The following is a 17,164-nucleotide window of genomic DNA, read 5'->3' as shown; positions in this document are numbered from 1 at the left end:
AGGACACGTTGCTAAGAACCCGAGCGCAGCCAGACCGCTGCGTCCGGCGGCAGCCGGTCTCCAGCGAGGAAGCGGCTCGTCAGCAGAACTTCGGTGTGTTCAGGTAACTCCACCGCGTTGGGCGACAGGTTCACCACGATCAGATGCTCGCCGCGGCGAAACGCGAGGACGTCCGGTTCACTTGGCGCCCAGGCGAAATCGGCGTCCTGGAAGTCGCGCCGCAACTGCAAAGCCGACAGGTAAAGCTCCAGCATCGAGTGCGGGTCACCCGTTTGCGCCTCCACCGTGTACGCCTTCCACGCCGCTGGTTGCGGCAACCACGGCTTGGCGACGTCGGTCGGGCTAAAGCCAAAGGGCGGCTGATCACCCGACCAGGGCAAGGGAACGCGGCAGCCATCGCGGCCCGGGTCAGTGCCCGTGGAACGCAACCGCATCGGGTCCTGCCGCAGATCAGCCGGGATGTCCTCGACTTCCCACAGGCCGAGCTCTTCACCCTGGTAGATGTATGCCGAACCGGGCAATCCAAGCATCAATAGTGCCGCAGCGCGGGCTCGCCTAGTACCCAAATCAAGGTCTGTTGGGGTGTCATGGGTTTTGGTGGCGAAGCTAAAGGCGGTGTCTTCGCGGCCATAACGCGTGACCGGACGCGTCACGTCGTGATTGGACAGCACCCAGGTCGCCGGAGCACCAACCGGCGCGTGGCTGTCGAGTGTGTTGTTGATGACCTGCCGCAGCTTCTCCGGATCCCAAGCACAGCAGAGGAATTCCAGGTTGAAAGCGGTGTGCAGCTCATCGGGGCGCAGGTAATTGGCGAACCGCACCGGATCGGGCATCCACACCTCGCCGACGAAGGCACGATTGCCATATTCTTCAGCGATCTGCCGCCAGCGGCGGTAGATGTCGTGCACCTCATCGCGGTCACGGAACGGATGCGGCTGGCCTTCGGCATAGTCGGCGAGATCGGGCTCCTTGACGAGCAAGCCCGCCGAGTCGATCCGGATGCCGTCCACGCCACGGTCGAACCAGAACCGCAGCACCGCTTCGAATTCGGCGTGTACTTCGGGGTGCGTCCAGTTCAAGTCGGGCTGCGCCGGATCGAACAAATGCAGATACCACTGTCCATCCGGGACCTGTGTCCACACGTTTCCCGGCTGTCCCCCGAACTCTGAAATCCACCGGTTAACGGGCTCATCCACGAACCAGAACCGGTCTCGTCCCTTACCCTGCAACGCTTCCTGGAACCAGACGTGCTGATCGGAGATGTGATTGGGAACGATGTCGACGATGATGCCGATCCCCAGGGCATGCGCCTCAGCGATGAGCCGCTCCGCCTCCTCCAGATCGCCGAACAGAGGGTCGATCGCGCGATAGTCGGAGACGTCGTAACCGCCATCCGCCAGCGGCGAGGCATACCAGGGCGTGAACCAAAGCGCGTCTACCCCGAGCTTCTTGAGGTAGGGCAACCGGTTACGCACACCCGCGAGATCGCCGACCCCGTCGCCGTTGCCATCGGCGAAACTGCGCGGATACACCTGGTAAATGACCGCCGAGCGCCACCACTGTGGAGACATCTGCGAAGACATCAATTAACCTTTCATGCCGCCGGCCGACAGGCCGCTGAGAATGTGGCGCTGGAACAACACGAAGACCACGATCATCGGGACACTCGCGATGACCAGTCCCGCGAGCATCTGGTTGAACGGGGTAACGCCACTGGTGCCCGCCATGTAATGCAGCGCGACACTGATGTTGCGGGTTCCTTCTTCCTGAAGCACGAGCAAAGGCCAGAGGAAATCCTTCCAGGCGCCAATAATGGCGAGAATCGACACGACAGCCAGCACAGGGCGCGACAGCGGAAGCACAACGCTCCACAGCATTCTAATCTTGCCCGCGCCATCGATCTCCGCAGCGTCGAGCAGGTCCTTGGGGATCTGATCGAAGAAGCGCTTGAGCACATAGATGTTGAAAGCGTTGGCGGCGGCCGGAAGCCAGATCGCCCAAGGAGTGTTCAGCAGACCGAGGTTGGTCACGACCAGATATGCCGGAATGAGCAACGCGGTCATCGGCAACATCAGCGTCGCCAGCATCGCGCCCAGGACCAGCTTGCCACCCCACGGCCGCAGTTTCGACAACGCGTAGGCCGCCGGGACATCCACGAGGAGCTGAAGAATCCAGGCACCGCCGGCATACATCGCGGTGTTGAGCAGGAACTTGCCAATCTTCAGCTCACGCCACGCGTCAAGGTAAGTGCCTGGATAGAACGACTCGGGAATCAGCGTCGGCGTCGGCTGAATGAGCTCCTGCGGATCCTTCACCGCACCGGTAATCATCCAGTAGAGCGGGAAGAAGAACACGACCGCGAACAGCAGCACGAAGAACGTGAGCGTCGCGAAGTACAAGACCTTGTGCCGCTTGAGCAGGATCGGCGAGATCAGGGTGCGAACGTCGGATTCCATCAGCTACTCCGAATCCCGCGTCAGGCGCAGATAGAGGGCAGAGAACACACCCAGCACGATGAACAGGAGCACACTCATCGCCGCCGCCATGCCGAAGTCCTGATTGACCACGAAGGCGTACCGGTAGATGAGCACCATCACGGTGATGGTGTCCTGATTGGTGATTCCCGTCAGCTCGAACGGCTCGATGAAAACCTGCATCGTGGCAACGACTTGCAACAGCAGCAGCACCAGCATGATGAAGCGCATGTTCGGGATCGTCACGTGCCACAGGCGGCGCCAGATCCCGGCGCCTTCTATCTCGGCCGCTTCGTAAAGCTCACCCGGGATGTTTTGCAGGGCAGCCAGATACATGATGAACGCGCCACCCATATTGGCCCACGTCGACACGATCACCAGGCTGAGGATGGCCGTGGTCGACCCTTGGTGCCATTGCGATTCGGGCAGTCCGACGCCCCGCAGCGCCGCGTTGAGCACACCGTTGCCCGGATCGTAGAAGTACTTCCAGAGGATGACCACGACGATCGGCGGAAGCATCAGCGGCAAGTAGATCGCGGTGCGGAAGAAACCCTTGGCGTGCCTAGCCTCGTTGATGATTACCGCCAGGGCGAAGGGAACGACATAGCCGAGAGCCAGCGCGATAAGCGTGAACTTCAGCGTGTTCCACCAGGCTGTCCAAAACAGAGGGTCGTTGAAGATGAGCTCATAATTGTCCAGCCCCACGAATTCGGGGTCAGTGATGAAGTTCCACTGCTGGAAGCTGAGCACAATTCCGCGCGCCAGCGGATACCACGAGAACACCGCGAAGATCACGATGCCCAGTGCCATCAGCCCATAAGCGGTGAGCTGGTTCTTTAGCTTGACCACGGTCGGCTCCTAGGTAGGGCCACCGCCGAAGCGGTGGCCCTAAGTGGTTACTTAACGGTGGCCAGGATCGAGTTGACCTGCTTCTCGGCCTCAGCCAGGAGCTGGTCGACATTGGCGTTCTTGTCCGTCAGGACTTTCGCCATGCAGTTGTCGAGCACGGCGTAGATCTCCTGCGCCTTGGGCGGCTCGACTTTCAGCGCGACCGGGTTGGCCACGAAGGTCTTGTAGTTGTCGGCGGGAACGTTGCCGTACTGCTTGCGCGCGGCTTCGGTCTTCGCCTTGGCGTCACCGGCACCCCACAGGTTCGGCTCCGGCAGGCCAACGACAGCCTTCGCGTCAGCGGCCGACTTGTGCGCCTTCTCGATGCGGTCCGGGTTGGCGAACTTGAACAGGATCCACTTGATGCCAGCGCGGATCTTCTCCGGCGTCGCCTTCGCGTTGATCATGTAGCCAGCGCCACCGGTCAGCGTGCCCTTCGCACCGGGGATCGGGGCGATGCCGATGTCTTCCTTCTTCGCGTTGTACTGCGTGATCATCGGGACGAGGCTGTCCGGGGCACCAACGTTCATGCCAAGCTTGCCGCCGCCCATCATCTGCACGAGGTCGACCCACTCCAGAAGCTGCTTCTCACCCATGGAGTTGTCCACCCAGCGCATGTTGTACAGATCCTGCAGCAGGGCCTTGCCGGTCGCGTTGTTGAACGCGGCCTTGTAGGTGTCGCCAGACTTCTCGACGACCTCGCCACCACGCGAGAACATCTCGGCGGTGAAGTGCCAGCCACCGGTGTTGCTCTTGCTGTATTCGCCGTAGCCAACGGTTCCGTTGCCCAGCGCGGCGATCGCCTTGGCCGAGGTGCGGACTTCTTCCCACGTCGTCGGCGGCTTCTCCGGGTCAAGGCCAGCGGCCTTGAACAGAGCGCGGTTGTAGATAAGGCCAAGCGTGTACTGCTCGGTCGGGATGCCGTAGACCTTGCCGTCAGCGCTGCTGAAAATCTTCAGCAGGTCGGGGCGCAGCTGCTGGAAGGCCGGGAATTCCTTGGTGTACGGCGACAGATCAGCGGCCTGCTTACGCGCGATCAGGTCGGCTGGGGTGGTGAACCAGACGTGGAAGACGTCCTCAAGCTGCCCACCGGCCAGCTTCGCCGGGAACGTCTGGGCGTCCATGGTGCCTTCCTTGGCATCAATCTTGATGTCAGGGTTGGCGGCCTCGAACTCCTTGACGTCATCGAGGAAGGTCTTGCGCAGTTCAGCATTGGTCTCGGGCGGCAACCCGTTAACGGTAATCGTGACCGGACCCGACGGGGTCTCGGGCTCCTCGCTACAGGCCGCAGCCGTAGTCGCGAGGCTCGCGGCCAGCACGACGCCGAGCGTCCTGCTGAACGTCCTTCTGTCCATTAGTAGAAGTCCTCTCCTATTTCAGGGACGTCACCTTGAGGTTTCGTGCCAGCGACGTTGCGGAGAAGACTAAGACTGAAGTTCGCAAGAAGTCTAGAGGTCGTTGCAAAAACTTAATGCGCTGATGCCGTGCTTCCGCGAACAACTAGTTCTGGATCGAAGAGAAGCTCGTCGGCAACCACGGGACTGCCCGCAACCTCCGCTACCAGGAGCGCGACCGCCGCCTGGCCCATCGCCTCGATCGGCTGGCGGATCGTGGTGAGTGGCGGATCGGTACACGTCATCACCGCGGAATCGTCGTAACCGACGATGGAGACATCATCCGGAACGCTGAGCCCGGCTCGCCGCGCTCCTCTGACCGCGCCGAGGGCGAGCACATCACTGGCACAGATCAGGCCGGTGGCCCCACGATCGATCAGGCGGCTGGCGGCGGAGTGCCCGCCTTCCATAGAGAAAATGGTCCGCTCGACGAGCTTCTCATCGCCTTGGAACGCACGGAATTTGCGCTGCGAGGGCATGTGGTCACGGGGCCCGAGGATGAGCCCGATACGCTCGTGTCCCAGGCTCGTGAGGTGCCCATATGCCTGCTCGACCGCGACCGAGTCGTCGGCCGAAACACGTGGGAAGCCAAGCCCGTCAATCGAGGCGTTGACCAAGATCGCGGGCAGTCCACGTTGGAGCAAACGCCGGTAGTGCTCATGGTCGGCATCAGCCTGGGCATAGTTGCCACCAGCGAAGATGACACCGGAGACGTGCTGTTCAAGCAACATGTCAACGTAATCGGCCTCGGCCACACCATCCGTAGTGCGTGTGCACAGGACAGGCGTGAAGCCCTTCTTCGCCAGCGCTCCACCAACGACGTCGGCGAAGGCGGGAAAGATGGGATTGAGCAGGTCAGGCAGCACGAGCCCGACGAGCCGAGCACGCTGCCCGCGCAATTTCACCGGCCGCTCGTAACCCAGCACATCCAGCGCCGTCAGCACGGCGTTGCGGGTGGAGTCGGAGATCCCGGGGCGGCCGTTAAGCACCCTGCTCACGGTGGCCTCGCTGACCCCAACATACTTGGCGACTTCGGCCAGTCTGCGCGTCATGACCGCAAGCATAAAGCAAGCCCGTGCAAATAGCTTGCACGGTCTTGCAGAAATCTAGCGTTATGGGAGCGCGGCCACTATTTCGCTGATCGGCAGGCGGCGGCCGGTGTAGAACGGGACCTCTTCGCGCACGTGGCGGCGGGCGGTCGAGGCCCGCAAGTCGCGCATGAGATCGACGATGCGGTGCAACTCGTCGGCTTCGAACGCCAGCATCCACTCGTAGTCGCCGAGGGCGAAGCTCGCGACCGTGTTCGCCCGGACGTCGGGGTAACCGCGGGCCATCTTGCCGTGTTCAGCGAGCATGTCCCGCCGCTGTTCGTCGGGCAGCAGGTACCACTCATACGAGCGCACGAACGGGTAGACGCAGATATAAGCGCGCGGTTGCTCGTCGGCGAGGAACGCTGGGATGTGCGACTTGTTGAACTCGGCCGGGCGGTGCAACGCCATCTGCGACCAGACCGGCTTGAGCGTCCGCCCGAGGCTGGTGCGCCGGAACCGGGAGTAGGCCTCCTGCAACGCGTCTGACGATTCCGAGTGCCACCACACCATCAAGTCGGCGTCGGCACGCAAGCCTGACAGGTCATAGGTTCCACGCACGGTCACGTTCTTGAGCTCGCCGAACAGTCGCTCGACCTCGTCAGAAACGTCCTCACGGTAGGCAGGCAACGGATCGGACGCCTGGAACACCGACCACATCGTGTAGCGAATGGTGTCGTTGAGTTCCTTGATCCTGGCCGCGTTCGTCATGTGTCCCATCCTTCCAGAAGGCTCTGAGCCGCTCTTTCCCCGGAGGCGATACACGCCGGGATGCCAACGCCGTCATATGCCGCGCCTGCCAGCGCGATATTTCCTGGCAACAGGGCCCGCGCACGCGCCACCCGATCGACATGACCCGGGGCGTATTGCGGCAGCCCGCCACCCCATCGGTCCACCCGTGTGCGCACTGGTTTCGGCAGCGCGCCAAGGACTGTCTCCAGATCGTGCAGCGCGCGCTTGGTGAGGTCAGCGTCGTCGTGCTGCAGCGCCTCTGGCTCGCCGGCCCGCCCCAGGCTCAGCCGGACACGGACATGTTCCCCGGCCAGGTGGGCCCACTTCTGAGTGAAGAAGGTCGCGGCTTTAATAGCCAGACCTTCCGTTGCTGGTACGAGGAAACCCGTCAACTCCGGCACGTCAAAGCGGGGAAATTCCGCCGTCACGAGACCGACGCTCGCATATGGCAAGTCACCTAGCTCGGCCGCGATGCGGGGCTCCAAAAGGCGGCGTGCCTTACTCCCTGGCAAGGCCAGCACGATGCCGTCAGCGTCCACTTCGGACAGAGACCGCACCGGGACACCGGTTTTGATGCTAGGCAAGCGTTGCGCGATAGCGTTCACGAGCGTGGACAGTCCACTCGCGACCGTGCCGAAGACGTGCTTTTGCTGATGCGCCTTGCTGTTGGCCATTGCCTTCGCGACAGCGGCGGCAAGCGTGTGTTCGTGGAGGAGGTGCTGGTACAGGCCTGGCATCGTCGCGGCGATCGACAGCTCGTCAGCGCGTCCCGCGTAGACCCCGCCGAGGAGTGGATCGACAAGCCGGTCAACGACTTCGGCGCCAAACCTTTCGCGGACTAGCTTGCCGACCGCCGCGTCTGAGGCGAGCACGGGTTTGCCGCTGTCGGTGTCCGTCGCGGTGACGGTGGCGATGGTTTCCAAGGCGGCCTGCGGGCCGGGAATGCCTAGCAACGTGCCGGTGGGCAGGGGCCGCAACTGGCCGTTGACATAGAGCCCGGCCTTCAGCGGCTCCGGGTGGCGCAATTCGTCTTCTAACCCCAGCTCTTTCACCAGCCGGACCGCCGCGCTCGGGCCACCGGCCGGGTCGCGCATCAGGAAGTTCTCCGCGCCCGCTTCCCACCCGTCAACGGTTCTGAGCTTGCCGCCGAGGTGCCGCGATCCTTCGATCAGCGTCACTTTCTTGCCCGCCTGCGCCAGCCGCAGCGCGCTCGTCAGCCCGGCTATCCCCCCGCCGATGACAACTACGTTGTGCCCCACGCTGGCCACGCTACCCTGTGCGTATGGCCCTCGGACCGCTGGGACAGATCCATGTGAGCGTGACCGACCTCGCCCGCTCAGTGGCTTTCTATCGCGATGTGCTTGGCATAACACTGCTTTTCGAAGTTCCCGGCCAGGCGATGGCCTTCTTCGCCAGCGGTGACGTGCGGCTCTACCTAGGTGTGCCGGAGAAGCCGGAGTTCACGAGCAAGAACGTTCTCTACTTCACCGTCGCCGACATCGACGCCGAATACGCCCGGCTCACCGAGGCCGGGGTGTCGTTTGTGGACAAGCCACACGCGGTGCACCGAGACGATGCGATGGAATTGTGGATGGCCGCCTTCAATGATCCAGACGGCCATGTCCTCGTGCTGATGCAGGAGCGTTAAACGGCCGCGTTGGCGAACAGCGGAATGCTGAACATGGCGCCCATGAAGCAGCACATAAGCACATAGATGCTTGTCAGCACCCAGCCGATCACGATCGCCGCTGTCGCCAGCTCGACGCCGCGTTCCCCGGTCGCCGCGATCTGCTCCTTCGCCTTGTATCCAAAGTAGATCCCCAGCGGAGGCAAGACGGCGATCGCCAGCACCAACGCGAGAATCGCGTAGGTGTTGAACGGAGGCGCATAGGGATATCCGCCGTATTGCGGGGCGTAGGGTCCAGGCGGGGGCGGAGGCGGCTGCTCCGGGGGCACAGGCTGCGGCGAGGTGGGCTCGGTCATGCGTCACAGTGTCGCATCACCGGGCAATATGATGGGGCACGTGCAAGCTCCACTGGGAAACTTTGAGCAAGCCTGGCGGGCCGTTGAGCGCCCTGACCTGGTCGCCCCAGCCGTGTCGTCCGCGCTGGCCGCCTGGCCGGGCCACGCTGACGAGGTCCTTGTCGTCGACACCGATCCTGACCTCGCCGACACGGCCAACTTCTGCGCCGCCTATGACGTCGCGGCGGAGGCTTCGGCCAACTGTGTCGTCGTCGCCGCCAAACGCGGTGAAGCGGTGACCTACGCCGGATGTGTGATCTTGGCTAGCACCAAAGCGGATGTGAATGGCTTGGTGCGCAAGCACTTTGAGGCGCGGAAGGCTTCCTTCGCCTCGATGGACTACGCGGTAGAGCAGACCGGGATGGAATACGGCGGGATCACGCCGATCGGGCTGCCCGAGCCGTGGGCCTTATTGATTGACGCGCAGGTTTCTAGTACGCCCTATGTGATTATCGGCAGTGGCCGCAGGCGCGCGAAGCTGATCGTGCCCGGAAAGCTGCTTTCAGCTGTCCCGGGCGCGCAAACCTTGGTGGGACTGGGAATTTAAGCGATATAGCGGATCTGGTCTAAGCCGACCGCATCGTCCGGCACCTGGTGCGGGACTTCGGTCTCTGTCAGCTCGACATATTCCTCTGGCTGAACCCGCTCGGGCAGCTCTCCAAAACGCACGTGCCGTAAGTACGCCAGTTCCTCATCGGTGAACCGCTCGGTCATAGGCACAGTATGAGGCGGCTCCCCCAACCGGGGAAGCCGCCTTTTCAGCAGTGTTTAGAGCAGGTCAGGGCGGTGCGTAACGCGCAGCGCGCTGACGATCGGCTTACCGAACCCGGTGCGGGTGATGAACCGGATGTTCATCACACCGTCGGTGACCGTGACCGTGAAGGTCTTGGTCAGCGCCCGGTTCTTGCCCACCTCAAGGGAGATGTCAAGCGCCGGCAAAACGAGCTGGCCCTCGATGATGACATCGAAGAGCCGCTTGTTCGGGTCCTTGTTCGCGATCTCGGCGAAGTTGAGCTCCACCGTGTAGGTACCGTTCTCCAGACCGTCGCACCGGTACTCGTACATGCCTTCGCGAGCGTTGGCGAAGCGAGCCGGGTCGTCGGTGCCGGTGATGGTCTTGTTCGTCGTCACGATCGAACTGGTGCCTTGGTAACCGCAGCTGCCCCCAGCGGTCGCGACGTACTTACGGTCCTTCACCCACGTGTCACCAGACGGGTCGACGTGGCTGTTGTTGCTGCCCGCGTCGAGGCCGATCTGGAATCCGGGAACGATGAGCTTCACCGGGATTTGCAGGTTCGGTGACCGGCCACTTTCCGACGTGATCTGAAGCGCGCCAACGTAAACGGCGCCCGGGGTCAACCCGGTCGCGTCCACGGCGACGGTCAGTTTCGTCGTCGCGCCCGGAGCCAGTGAACTCGCCGCGAGAGAGCCGCCGAGCCACGGGATATCGCCGCCAACTTCGCTAAGGGTCAGCGGAGTGGGCAGGCCACCGGTGTTAGCGATGGTGACTGTCCGAACACGAGACTCACCGGCCGGCACCACGATTTCCAGCTGTGCCGGGTTCGCGGTGACGCGGGCGGTACGCAGGCTGATGTTCGTCACCGCGACAGTTCCGGCGGCCAGAGCCACCGCGACGGTCTTGGTTTCGTAACTGGCCTTGCTCGCGGTCAGGCTGCGGTCACCAGACGGGATCTGCGCGAGGTAGACCCCATCGGCACCGGTCGTCGCCGAGCCACCGGAGTCGAACGAGACGGTGGCACCGCTGACGGGCAAGCCGTCGTTGGCGTCCGTCACGGTGCCCCGGACCACACCGTGCTTCGTGGTGTTGAAACCGATCGCCAGCCCGTCCGTCACCACTGCGGTGTTGAACGAATACTGGAACGCGTCGGTGCCCGCGGCGTTCTCCAGACCGATGGTGGCACTGTTACCGTTCTCGAGACCGGCTCCAATGTCCTTGTAGCGGAACGTAACCGTGCCGTCTTCACCGATTTCGGCGACGAACGACAACCGCTGTGCGGCGTCAGCGTAGAAGCGCACGTTGCGCCATTCGATGGCGAACTTGCGGTTCGGTGCCGAGCCCACGACGCCCGTGTAAACACCGGCGCTAGCGTCAACGATGAAGTCGTCCCAGAACGGGTAGACCGCGCCGTTGGGCAGCGAGGTGCTCGGAAGCGCCACATTGGACAGTGACGTGGCTCCCGCGGCCAGTGCCGCGTTGCCGTTGGTGCTGATGGTGACGTTGTTGTACAAGGTGCCGTAGAACGGAATCGGGAACGGCAGTGGGACGGTCGCGATCTGGTCGTCACCGGTGAGGCTGACCAAAGTGGACAGACTCGGGTACGTGCCACCGGCCGAACCACAGGCGTAACCGAAGGTGTCGGTGCGCAGTGGCAGGCTGACGTTGACGGTCACGTCCGCCGTTAGTTCCAGCGCCTGGCTGACGGAGTCGGCGCAACGCAGGGTTGACGCGACGGACAGCGTATAGCTGCCCTGCGGTGCGGTCAGGCTGTAGAAGCCGGCCGCGTTGGTGGTGGTTTCCAGCGGCGTACCAACGAGTTTCACCGTCGCACCCGCGACAGCGGCACCCGAGCTGGTGACCGTTCCACTGACTGTGGCACTAGCGGCCGCGGTCAGGTCGAGGTTCAGCGTGGCCGTTCCGCCAGTCGTGATGGTCGCGCTGCCGGTCGCTGAGGCATAGCCATACTTCGACGCGGTAACGCTGTACGTGCCAACGCTCAGGTTCGGGAACGAGTACGTCCCGTCCGCGGCGCTGGTGGTCGTGCGCGTGATCGGCCCGGTCGCGACGACAGTCGCACCCGCCAACGGTGAGCCGCCACTGGTGATGACGCCAGACAGCGAGCCGAGGTCGCCACGCGGCGACTGCGTCACAGCCTGAAGGGCGTTGAGCCGGCCTTCACCGAACACGTTGTTGTCGGCCGCCGTGCCACCACAGGTCGTGGCGTCCACGTCGGTCGCGGTCGAGTCGATGAGAGCCCGGGTGGCGTTGATGTCTCCACGCAACGCTGGCGCGGCCGACCACATGAGCGCGACCGTTCCGGCGGTGTGCGGCGACGCCATCGACGTCCCGTTGAAGTTGCCGTAACCGCCACCGTCCACAGAGGACCGGACGTTCACGCCCGGGGCGGCCACGTTGGGCTTGATGTCGCCATTGAGACCCGGTCCCCGGCTGGAGAACGAGGCGATGGCGTTGTTGATGTCGTAGGCACCCGTCGAGTAGCTGTTGTTGTACAGACCCGGTGAGCCGCTGGAGTTACAAGAAGGGCCAGCGTTGCCGTTGGAGAACGCCGGGAAGATTCCGGCCGCGTTCCACGAATCAACGATGTCCTGGTACCACGGGTCGAAGCCCGCGCCACCCCAGGAGTTGTTCACGATGTCCGGTGCGAGGTCTGGGCGCGGGTTCAGCCCGGCCAGGTCCGTCGGGGCGACGATCCACTCACCGGAGGACAGAAGTGCGGCGTCGGAGCAGGAGTTGGTTTCACAACCCTTGGCCGCGATCCACTTGGCGCCGGGGGCAACGCCAATCTGGTTACTGCCACCGTCATCGCCGACCATGGTGCCCATGGTGTGGGTGCCGTGGTCGTTGTTGTCGCAGGGCACGTCGCCGGGACAGATGTTCGACGGGTCGTGCCAGTTGTAGTTGTGGTCGAGACCGCCACCGGCCTGGACCCCGCGGTACTTAGCCGCGAGAGCCGGGTGGTCGAAGTCGACCCCGGTGTCGATGTTGGCCACGACGATGCCTTCACCCCGCGTACCAAGGGTGGACCACACGGCAGGTGCGCCGATGTTGTCCAGGCCCCACTCGGTCGCGTTTGGCTCCTCGGTCGGAGACACGGTGGGTTCGGGCAGCGTGATGCTCTTCTGCTCCTCGATGGAAGCAACCTCAGCGCGCGAGGCGATGAGATCAATCAGTTTGGCGTCACCGGTCACGTGGATCCGGTTAGAGATCCAGAATGGCCGGTAATCAGCCCCCGCACTGTCCAGCAGCTGGCGTACCCCGGCCTGGGAGACGTTGGCGGTCTCCATCTTGGACCGGCGCACTTCGGCACCCTTTTCAGCCTTGGTGCCCTTGGCAGCCGCGCCCGCGAGACTGGCCTTAGCGTGGAACGTCACCCAGAAGGTGACCTTCTCGCTCTTTTCGGCAGCTGCACGCACCGCAGCCGCCACCTTGCCGTCTGTTGACGGTGCCGAGTGAGCAGCCGGTGGGCTGCCTAATAAGGCCAGGGCTATTACCCCGGTTAGGACAGTGCTCAAACGAACACGGGCGGTAAGAACAGTCATGCGCCGACACTGCCAACGTGGCATTGATCGCAGAAGATATTGACAGCGTCTCATATGTGACATGACACGAACGTGCCATCGCCGTAGAATCCAAACGTCCAGGGGGTGATGGATGTTCGAAGCGTTGGGGATCGACCGAACAGACGAGCAGATTTATCTGCAACTGCTCCGGTTTGGCCCGGCATCTGTGTCCACATTGGCCGTTGTCACCGGCATGAGCCGGCGGACGATCAAGGACTCCGTCGACCGGCTGACGGGCTTCGGTCTCGCGCAGTTTTCCGCCGACCTGGTGCTCGCGATTCCAGTCGAGATCGGGGTCGAACACTTGGTCCGCCAACGGCAGCAGGACCTTGAGCTCATCCGCACTAGCGCTTCCCAGCTGGGAGCCGAGTTACGCTCGCGCGCCCTCGACGAACGCGATGACCAAATCGTCGTGCTTTCCCTGTCGCTCGCCTTGCGGCAGCTTCACCTCGCCGCCAACGATGAGCTCCGCATGCTCGTGCGTTCGCCCGACCTGATGCCCTCCTCGATCGCTGTTCCCGGCTTGGCCATGCAGGTCGTCGTTGAGGCCTCTGCCGCGGCGCCGTCTTATGGCGAGGGCGTTCAAACCCGGTTACACCATGGGGTACCAGCGAATCTAGCGCTTGCCGACAATAAGAGTGCCCTGCTCCCGCTCGACCGGTCCGCCCTCATCGTGCGGCCAGGCAACCTGCTCAACGCCTTGCGTGCGCTCTTTGACGCCGTGTGGACCATCGCGACACCGATGGCTCATGAGTCCGCTTTGGACACTGTCGACCGCTCTCTGCTATCCCTGCTTGTCGCCGGTCTCACCGACGACGCGGCCGGGGCACGGCTGGGCATGAGCCGCCGCACGGTCGCGCGCCGGGTTCAGCGCTTAATGCAGGTGACCGGTGCACACTCGCGCCTCCAGTTAGGATGGTGGGCCAGAGAACGTGAATGGCTCTCTTAAGGAGCATGTGTTGACCAGTGCCTGGCGCCGTGACCTGATCACCTCCCTTATCGGGCTGTGGATCATCACCGGGATCTACATCGACGGCTGGGCACACGTGCACGTGCCGGAGCTCGAAACGTTCTTCACCCCGTGGCACGCGTCTTTCTACTCAGGCGTGCTGGCCTTCGCCGCTTGGATTGGCTGGCAGCTGCTCCGGGTGCGCGTGGCCGGAGAACCAGCCCTGAGCACGTTCTATCGCCTCCCACCCGGCTATCGCGGTGGCGCGATTGGCGTGACCATCTTCGCCGTCGGCGGAGCGGGCGACATGCTCTGGCACACCCTGCTCGGCATCGAAGCATCGATCGACGCCCTGCTCAGCCCGCCGCACCTGGTGCTGTTGACCGGCGTTCTGCTCATGGGCACGGTGGGATGGCGCTCGCAACGGGCCGTTTCCTCCACGCCGACGCTGCCGGAATTGATCTCGTTGACGTCAGTCACGGCGATCTGTGCTTTCTTCCTGAACTTCCTGTCCCCGTTCCGTTCCGCGACGCCGACCTTCCCTTACTTCGACGGCGACGAATTCGACGTCGTGATCTGGGTCGGTGCCCTGCTCGTGACCACGGTGCTGTTGCTCATTCCCGTGATGTGGCAGATCCGCGACGGGCGCCACCGCATCGGCACCTATGCCGTGTTCACCCTGGCCGCTGGGCTCGGCGTGTCCATCGCCATGTCCGAACGCTGGGGCTTGGCGCTGCTCATCCCGGGCGCAGTCGCCGCCGCTTTGGGCGCGCTCATCGTGGACATCTTCATCGCCCAGTCTCCCTGGCGCACCTGGCGCTATGGGCTGCCGATCATTGGGTTCGCCGCCGGTCTGATGCCGTGGCTGATGCAGCTCATCGCGTATGCGGCCGTCGAAGGTGTCGGCTGGCCGGCCACGCTGTGGGCCGGCTCGCTCCTGTTCGCCGCCGGCACCGGTGCCGCGGTCGCCTCGGTGCAATGGCAGCCGGTGCTTCCAGCAACCTCCGCACCCGTCGCTGAAACTAAGGCCGCGCTCGGGTAACGCAACTTCTGCAGTGGCCCGTGCGTCGTAGCAGGTATGAGAATGCGGCTACTTGCGATTTTGGCTGTCAGTTTGAGCTTGGTGGCGTGTGCGCAGCAGACCCCCGAGGCCGGGTCGCCCGGGCTGCCCGCGCCCGCGGAGGACAAAGCCAAACTTGATCAGCTCGCCAAGGAGGCCCTCGCCCGCTGGGACGCCGCTGTCGCCGCCAACAAGGGCAAGCCGTCCTTCGTGCCCGTCGGGGAACTGACCGACCAAATTGGAAACTGGGAAGACGCCGTCGGCGGCAACAACAAGATGGCGCTGAGCGCCGGTGCTCTGGTCGACAAAGCCGGGCTTTCCGAAAGCGCGCCTGCTGACGCTCGCGTGCAATGGGCCGACGGGAAGTCGTTGGAAGTGCCAGTGATGTCGGCGGCGCAGACCCTGCGCTCGATGCAGACAGGCCGTTCCTGTGACGGCTGCAAACCACTGGAAGTAGTGGACGCCCGGCTGTCCACAAAGGAGCTTGCCACCAGCCGCGGCAAGGCGACTGTTCCCGTGTGGGAATACGTTCTCAGCGGCACGCGCGTCATCGTCACCCGGGTCGCGGTCAGCCCCACCGCCGGAATCACTGTCACGCCACCACCGTGGGATCCCAACAACGCACCCGGCGGCCTGTCCGTCGAGTCAGCGACCGCATCGCCCGACGGCAAGAAGCTGACCGCCGCGTTCATTGGCTCACAAGGCCCCGCGAGCGAACCGTGCGGCACCGACTATTCCGCCTACGCCGTCGAATCCGCCAACGCCGTGGTGATCGTCATCCTCTCCACACCCTTCGCCGGGACCATGGGCTCCAACTTCGCCTGCACAGCGATGGGCTACCCACGCACAGCCGACGCGACCCTAGCCGCCCCGCTCGGCGACCGCTCCGTCCTCGAAGTCCGCCAAGGACTCCCCATCCCCGTCACCATCGCCTCCGCCGGCAAGTAACCCCACCCCACCTGTCCCGGACTGCCCACCCCTTTTCGTGATCCACATCCCTTGGGACGTGATCGAAAGGCTGTTTGATCACGTCGGTTGGGATGTGGATCTCGTCCAGGGATCTGGATCAAGACTGGGTTGATGATGGCTACGCCGGGTCGCGAGAATCCTCAGAGCTTCCGCTCTGACGGCATCAGGTTCAGTCATCAGCCGCGCATAGCTGAATCTCACAACGAGAATGCCGGCGGTTGCCAACAGCGCGTCGCGTTTTAGATCCCGCTCCCGCTGCACCGCATTGCCGTGAAAGGCCGCGCCGTCAAGCTCGAAGTCGACCGCCTCCGACTCGGCGAACGCATCGAGATAAAACGTCCGGCCGTCGATGCGGATCAGGTGTTGCCGCTTAAGGTGCCTGAATCCCGTGCCAGAGAAGACTCGGTCGGCGCCATAGATCTCAAGCAGGCTCCTGCACCCACCGTCGATGTGTGCCAAGACATTGCTGAGCTGTCCGCGCCCCGGAAGGCGCGGGGCTGACTCAAGACACCGGCGAATCTGCGCCGTCGAAGCCAGATTCGCTGTGATTACCTCCATCACGCAGCCGATCCTGGGCTCCGGTCGCATGAGTGGAAACGCATAAACCACGGCCTCGGCCGCAGTCGTCACGATGACGCCGCCGCGTGTTGTTCTTTTGAGTCCGGCTGGAAAGTGATGGTGCACAGCGATTCCCCGTGTGGCTCGCTGTCTGTTTCCACTCTCAACGGTCACGTGCACTTTGCCTGGCGGCGGAAGAAAGCCATAGATAGCAAGCGCTGACATGTGACTGACCGCACCGGTGCCACGCGTGTAAAGGACGGCAGCGCGACACCGGATCTGATGGTTGCCAGCAGCCGAGACGCGCATGAGCAATCCAGCATCTGCATAGATCCCTGGAAACAAACGCAACAAGTGCCCTGCACGGACAGCGTTGTCGAGGGCACGCTTCGGCAAGCCGATCCCAGTCACGACACCGTGACCACGCCTTAGCGCTTCAGTGAGCTGACGGTCCATGCACGTCAGCACAGATCACAAAGCGAACAGTCCGCCACACCGTCGCTTGGTCCACTGTGGACAAACGGGAGGGTGTGGATGACTGGCCGCCGTTGCGACTTAGTCGTGATCCACAGCCCGAACTGAGATCCACAGCCCAACTGACGTGATCAAACCGCCCGTTGATCACGTCTCAAGGGATGTGGATCACGAGAAAGGGGGGCGAGGGGCGGGGCGGGGCGCGGGCGAGGGGCGGGGCGGGGCGCGGGCGAGGG

General features: G+C 63.5%; 16 protein-coding genes. 5 read left to right on the top strand and 11 right to left on the bottom strand.

Annotated features, from left to right (window positions below; translation table 11 throughout):
- Positions 1 to 11: 11 nt before the first annotated feature.
- The 7 genes from A3E1_RS0115950 to hemG form a co-directional block, all read right to left on the bottom strand.
- Entirely contained in the window at positions 12 to 1,583 is a 1,572-nt protein-coding gene (locus A3E1_RS0115950) for a glycoside hydrolase family 13 protein (protein WP_020521786.1), read from the bottom strand.
- A 3-nt stretch (positions 1,584 to 1,586) separates the two neighbouring features.
- Positions 1,587 to 2,456, bottom strand: coding sequence for a carbohydrate ABC transporter permease (locus A3E1_RS0115945; RefSeq protein WP_020521785.1), 870 nt, complete (start codon positions 2,454 to 2,456; stop codon positions 1,587 to 1,589).
- A gap of 3 nt (positions 2,457 to 2,459) precedes the next feature.
- Positions 2,460 to 3,323 carry a carbohydrate ABC transporter permease gene (locus A3E1_RS0115940; RefSeq protein WP_020521784.1) on the bottom strand — a complete coding sequence of 288 codons (864 nt, stop codon included), beginning with the start codon at positions 3,321 to 3,323 and terminating at the stop codon, positions 2,460 to 2,462.
- A gap of 47 nt (positions 3,324 to 3,370) precedes the next feature.
- Positions 3,371 to 4,717, bottom strand: a complete 1,347-nt coding sequence (locus tag A3E1_RS0115935) for an extracellular solute-binding protein (protein WP_020521783.1) — start codon at positions 4,715 to 4,717, stop codon at positions 3,371 to 3,373.
- A gap of 113 nt (positions 4,718 to 4,830) precedes the next feature.
- Complete coding sequence (locus A3E1_RS0115930) at positions 4,831 to 5,808, bottom strand: LacI family DNA-binding transcriptional regulator (RefSeq protein ID WP_026208488.1); 978 nt, start codon at positions 5,806 to 5,808, stop codon at positions 4,831 to 4,833.
- A 60-nt stretch (positions 5,809 to 5,868) separates the two neighbouring features.
- Complete coding sequence (hemQ, locus tag A3E1_RS0115925) at positions 5,869 to 6,564, bottom strand: hydrogen peroxide-dependent heme synthase (RefSeq protein ID WP_026208487.1); 696 nt, start codon at positions 6,562 to 6,564, stop codon at positions 5,869 to 5,871.
- Entirely contained in the window at positions 6,552 to 7,835 is a 1,284-nt protein-coding gene (gene hemG / locus A3E1_RS0115920) for a protoporphyrinogen oxidase (protein ID WP_040390951.1), read from the bottom strand. Before hemG ends, hemQ begins: the two co-directional genes overlap by 13 nt.
- Before the next feature lie 23 nt (positions 7,836 to 7,858).
- Here hemG and A3E1_RS0115915 point away from each other — a divergent pair, with 23 nt between their 5' ends.
- Positions 7,859 to 8,224, top strand: a complete 366-nt coding sequence (locus tag A3E1_RS0115915) for a VOC family protein (RefSeq protein ID WP_020521779.1) — start codon at positions 7,859 to 7,861, stop codon at positions 8,222 to 8,224.
- On the opposite strand, the gene A3E1_RS40510 is transcribed toward A3E1_RS0115915, so the two are convergent.
- Positions 8,221 to 8,559 carry a DUF4190 domain-containing protein gene (locus A3E1_RS40510; RefSeq protein ID WP_020521778.1) on the bottom strand — a complete coding sequence of 113 codons (339 nt, stop codon included), beginning with the start codon at positions 8,557 to 8,559 and terminating at the stop codon, positions 8,221 to 8,223. The two genes, A3E1_RS0115915 and A3E1_RS40510, sit on opposite strands and share 4 nt — an antisense overlap.
- Positions 8,560 to 8,590: 31 nt before the next feature.
- Here A3E1_RS40510 and A3E1_RS0115905 point away from each other — a divergent pair, with 31 nt between their 5' ends.
- On the top strand, positions 8,591 to 9,145 hold the full coding sequence (locus tag A3E1_RS0115905) for a YbaK/EbsC family protein (protein WP_211215940.1): 555 nt from the start codon (positions 8,591 to 8,593) through the stop codon (positions 9,143 to 9,145).
- On the opposite strand, the gene A3E1_RS47705 is transcribed toward A3E1_RS0115905, so the two are convergent.
- Complete coding sequence (locus tag A3E1_RS47705; protein WP_020521776.1) at positions 9,142 to 9,312, bottom strand: hypothetical protein; 171 nt, start codon at positions 9,310 to 9,312, stop codon at positions 9,142 to 9,144. The two genes, A3E1_RS0115905 and A3E1_RS47705, sit on opposite strands and share 4 nt — an antisense overlap.
- Positions 9,313 to 9,366: 54 nt before the next feature.
- Entirely contained in the window at positions 9,367 to 12,897 is a 3,531-nt protein-coding gene (locus tag A3E1_RS0115895; RefSeq protein ID WP_083929518.1) for a S8 family serine peptidase, read from the bottom strand.
- Between the two features lie 112 nt (positions 12,898 to 13,009).
- On the opposite strand from A3E1_RS0115895, the gene A3E1_RS44790 reads away from it, so the two are divergent.
- From A3E1_RS44790 to A3E1_RS0115880, 3 genes are read left to right on the top strand one after another with little or no spacing between them, the layout of a single operon-like run.
- Complete coding sequence (locus A3E1_RS44790; RefSeq protein WP_020521774.1) at positions 13,010 to 13,867, top strand: helix-turn-helix domain-containing protein; 858 nt, start codon at positions 13,010 to 13,012, stop codon at positions 13,865 to 13,867.
- 10 nt (positions 13,868 to 13,877) lie between these two features.
- Positions 13,878 to 14,909, top strand: a complete 1,032-nt coding sequence (locus tag A3E1_RS44785; protein ID WP_157631551.1) for a hypothetical protein — start codon at positions 13,878 to 13,880, stop codon at positions 14,907 to 14,909.
- Positions 14,910 to 14,951: 42 nt separating this feature from the next.
- Positions 14,952 to 15,875 carry a hypothetical protein gene (locus A3E1_RS0115880; RefSeq protein ID WP_020521772.1) on the top strand — a complete coding sequence of 308 codons (924 nt, stop codon included), beginning with the start codon at positions 14,952 to 14,954 and terminating at the stop codon, positions 15,873 to 15,875.
- A 78-nt stretch (positions 15,876 to 15,953) separates the two neighbouring features.
- Here the strand turns inward: A3E1_RS0115880 and A3E1_RS47125 are convergent, their stop codons facing one another.
- Positions 15,954 to 16,454, bottom strand: a complete 501-nt coding sequence (locus A3E1_RS47125) for an endonuclease domain-containing protein (protein WP_245571230.1) — start codon at positions 16,452 to 16,454, stop codon at positions 15,954 to 15,956.
- Between the last annotated feature and the right edge of the window lie 710 nt (positions 16,455 to 17,164).

Source organism: Catelliglobosispora koreensis DSM 44566, from assembly GCF_000379685.1.
Classification (GTDB): Bacteria; Actinomycetota; Actinomycetes; order Mycobacteriales; family Micromonosporaceae; genus Catelliglobosispora; species Catelliglobosispora koreensis.
Note: the sequence above shows the minus strand (reverse complement) of the source record. Positions and strands in the feature narration are given on the sequence as shown.

Bases quoted from the DNA above. Each gene is read 5' to 3' on its own strand.
- A3E1_RS0115950 (WP_020521786.1), bottom strand. From the start codon at position 1,583: ATGTCTTCGCAGATGTCTCCACAGTGGTGGCGCTCGGCGGTCATTTAC.
- A3E1_RS0115945 (WP_020521785.1), bottom strand. From the start codon at position 2,456: ATGGAATCCGACGTTCGCACCCTGATCTCGCCGATCCTGCTCAAGCGG.
- A3E1_RS0115935 (WP_020521783.1), bottom strand. From the start codon at position 4,717: ATGGACAGAAGGACGTTCAGCAGGACGCTCGGCGTCGTGCTGGCCGCG.
- A3E1_RS0115930 (WP_026208488.1), bottom strand. From the start codon at position 5,808: ATGACGCGCAGACTGGCCGAAGTCGCCAAGTATGTTGGGGTCAGCGAG.
- hemQ (WP_026208487.1), bottom strand. From the start codon at position 6,564: ATGGGACACATGACGAACGCGGCCAGGATCAAGGAACTCAACGACACC.
- A3E1_RS0115915 (WP_020521779.1), top strand. From the start codon at position 7,859: ATGGCCCTCGGACCGCTGGGACAGATCCATGTGAGCGTGACCGACCTC.
- A3E1_RS40510 (WP_020521778.1), bottom strand. From the start codon at position 8,559: ATGACCGAGCCCACCTCGCCGCAGCCTGTGCCCCCGGAGCAGCCGCCT.
- A3E1_RS0115905 (WP_211215940.1), top strand. From the start codon at position 8,591: ATGGGGCACGTGCAAGCTCCACTGGGAAACTTTGAGCAAGCCTGGCGG.
- A3E1_RS47705 (WP_020521776.1), bottom strand. From the start codon at position 9,312: ATGACCGAGCGGTTCACCGATGAGGAACTGGCGTACTTACGGCACGTG.
- A3E1_RS0115895 (WP_083929518.1), bottom strand. From the start codon at position 12,897: ATGACTGTTCTTACCGCCCGTGTTCGTTTGAGCACTGTCCTAACCGGG.
- A3E1_RS44790 (WP_020521774.1), top strand. From the start codon at position 13,010: ATGTTCGAAGCGTTGGGGATCGACCGAACAGACGAGCAGATTTATCTG.
- A3E1_RS0115880 (WP_020521772.1), top strand. From the start codon at position 14,952: ATGCGGCTACTTGCGATTTTGGCTGTCAGTTTGAGCTTGGTGGCGTGT.
- A3E1_RS47125 (WP_245571230.1), bottom strand. From the start codon at position 16,454: ATGGAGGTAATCACAGCGAATCTGGCTTCGACGGCGCAGATTCGCCGG.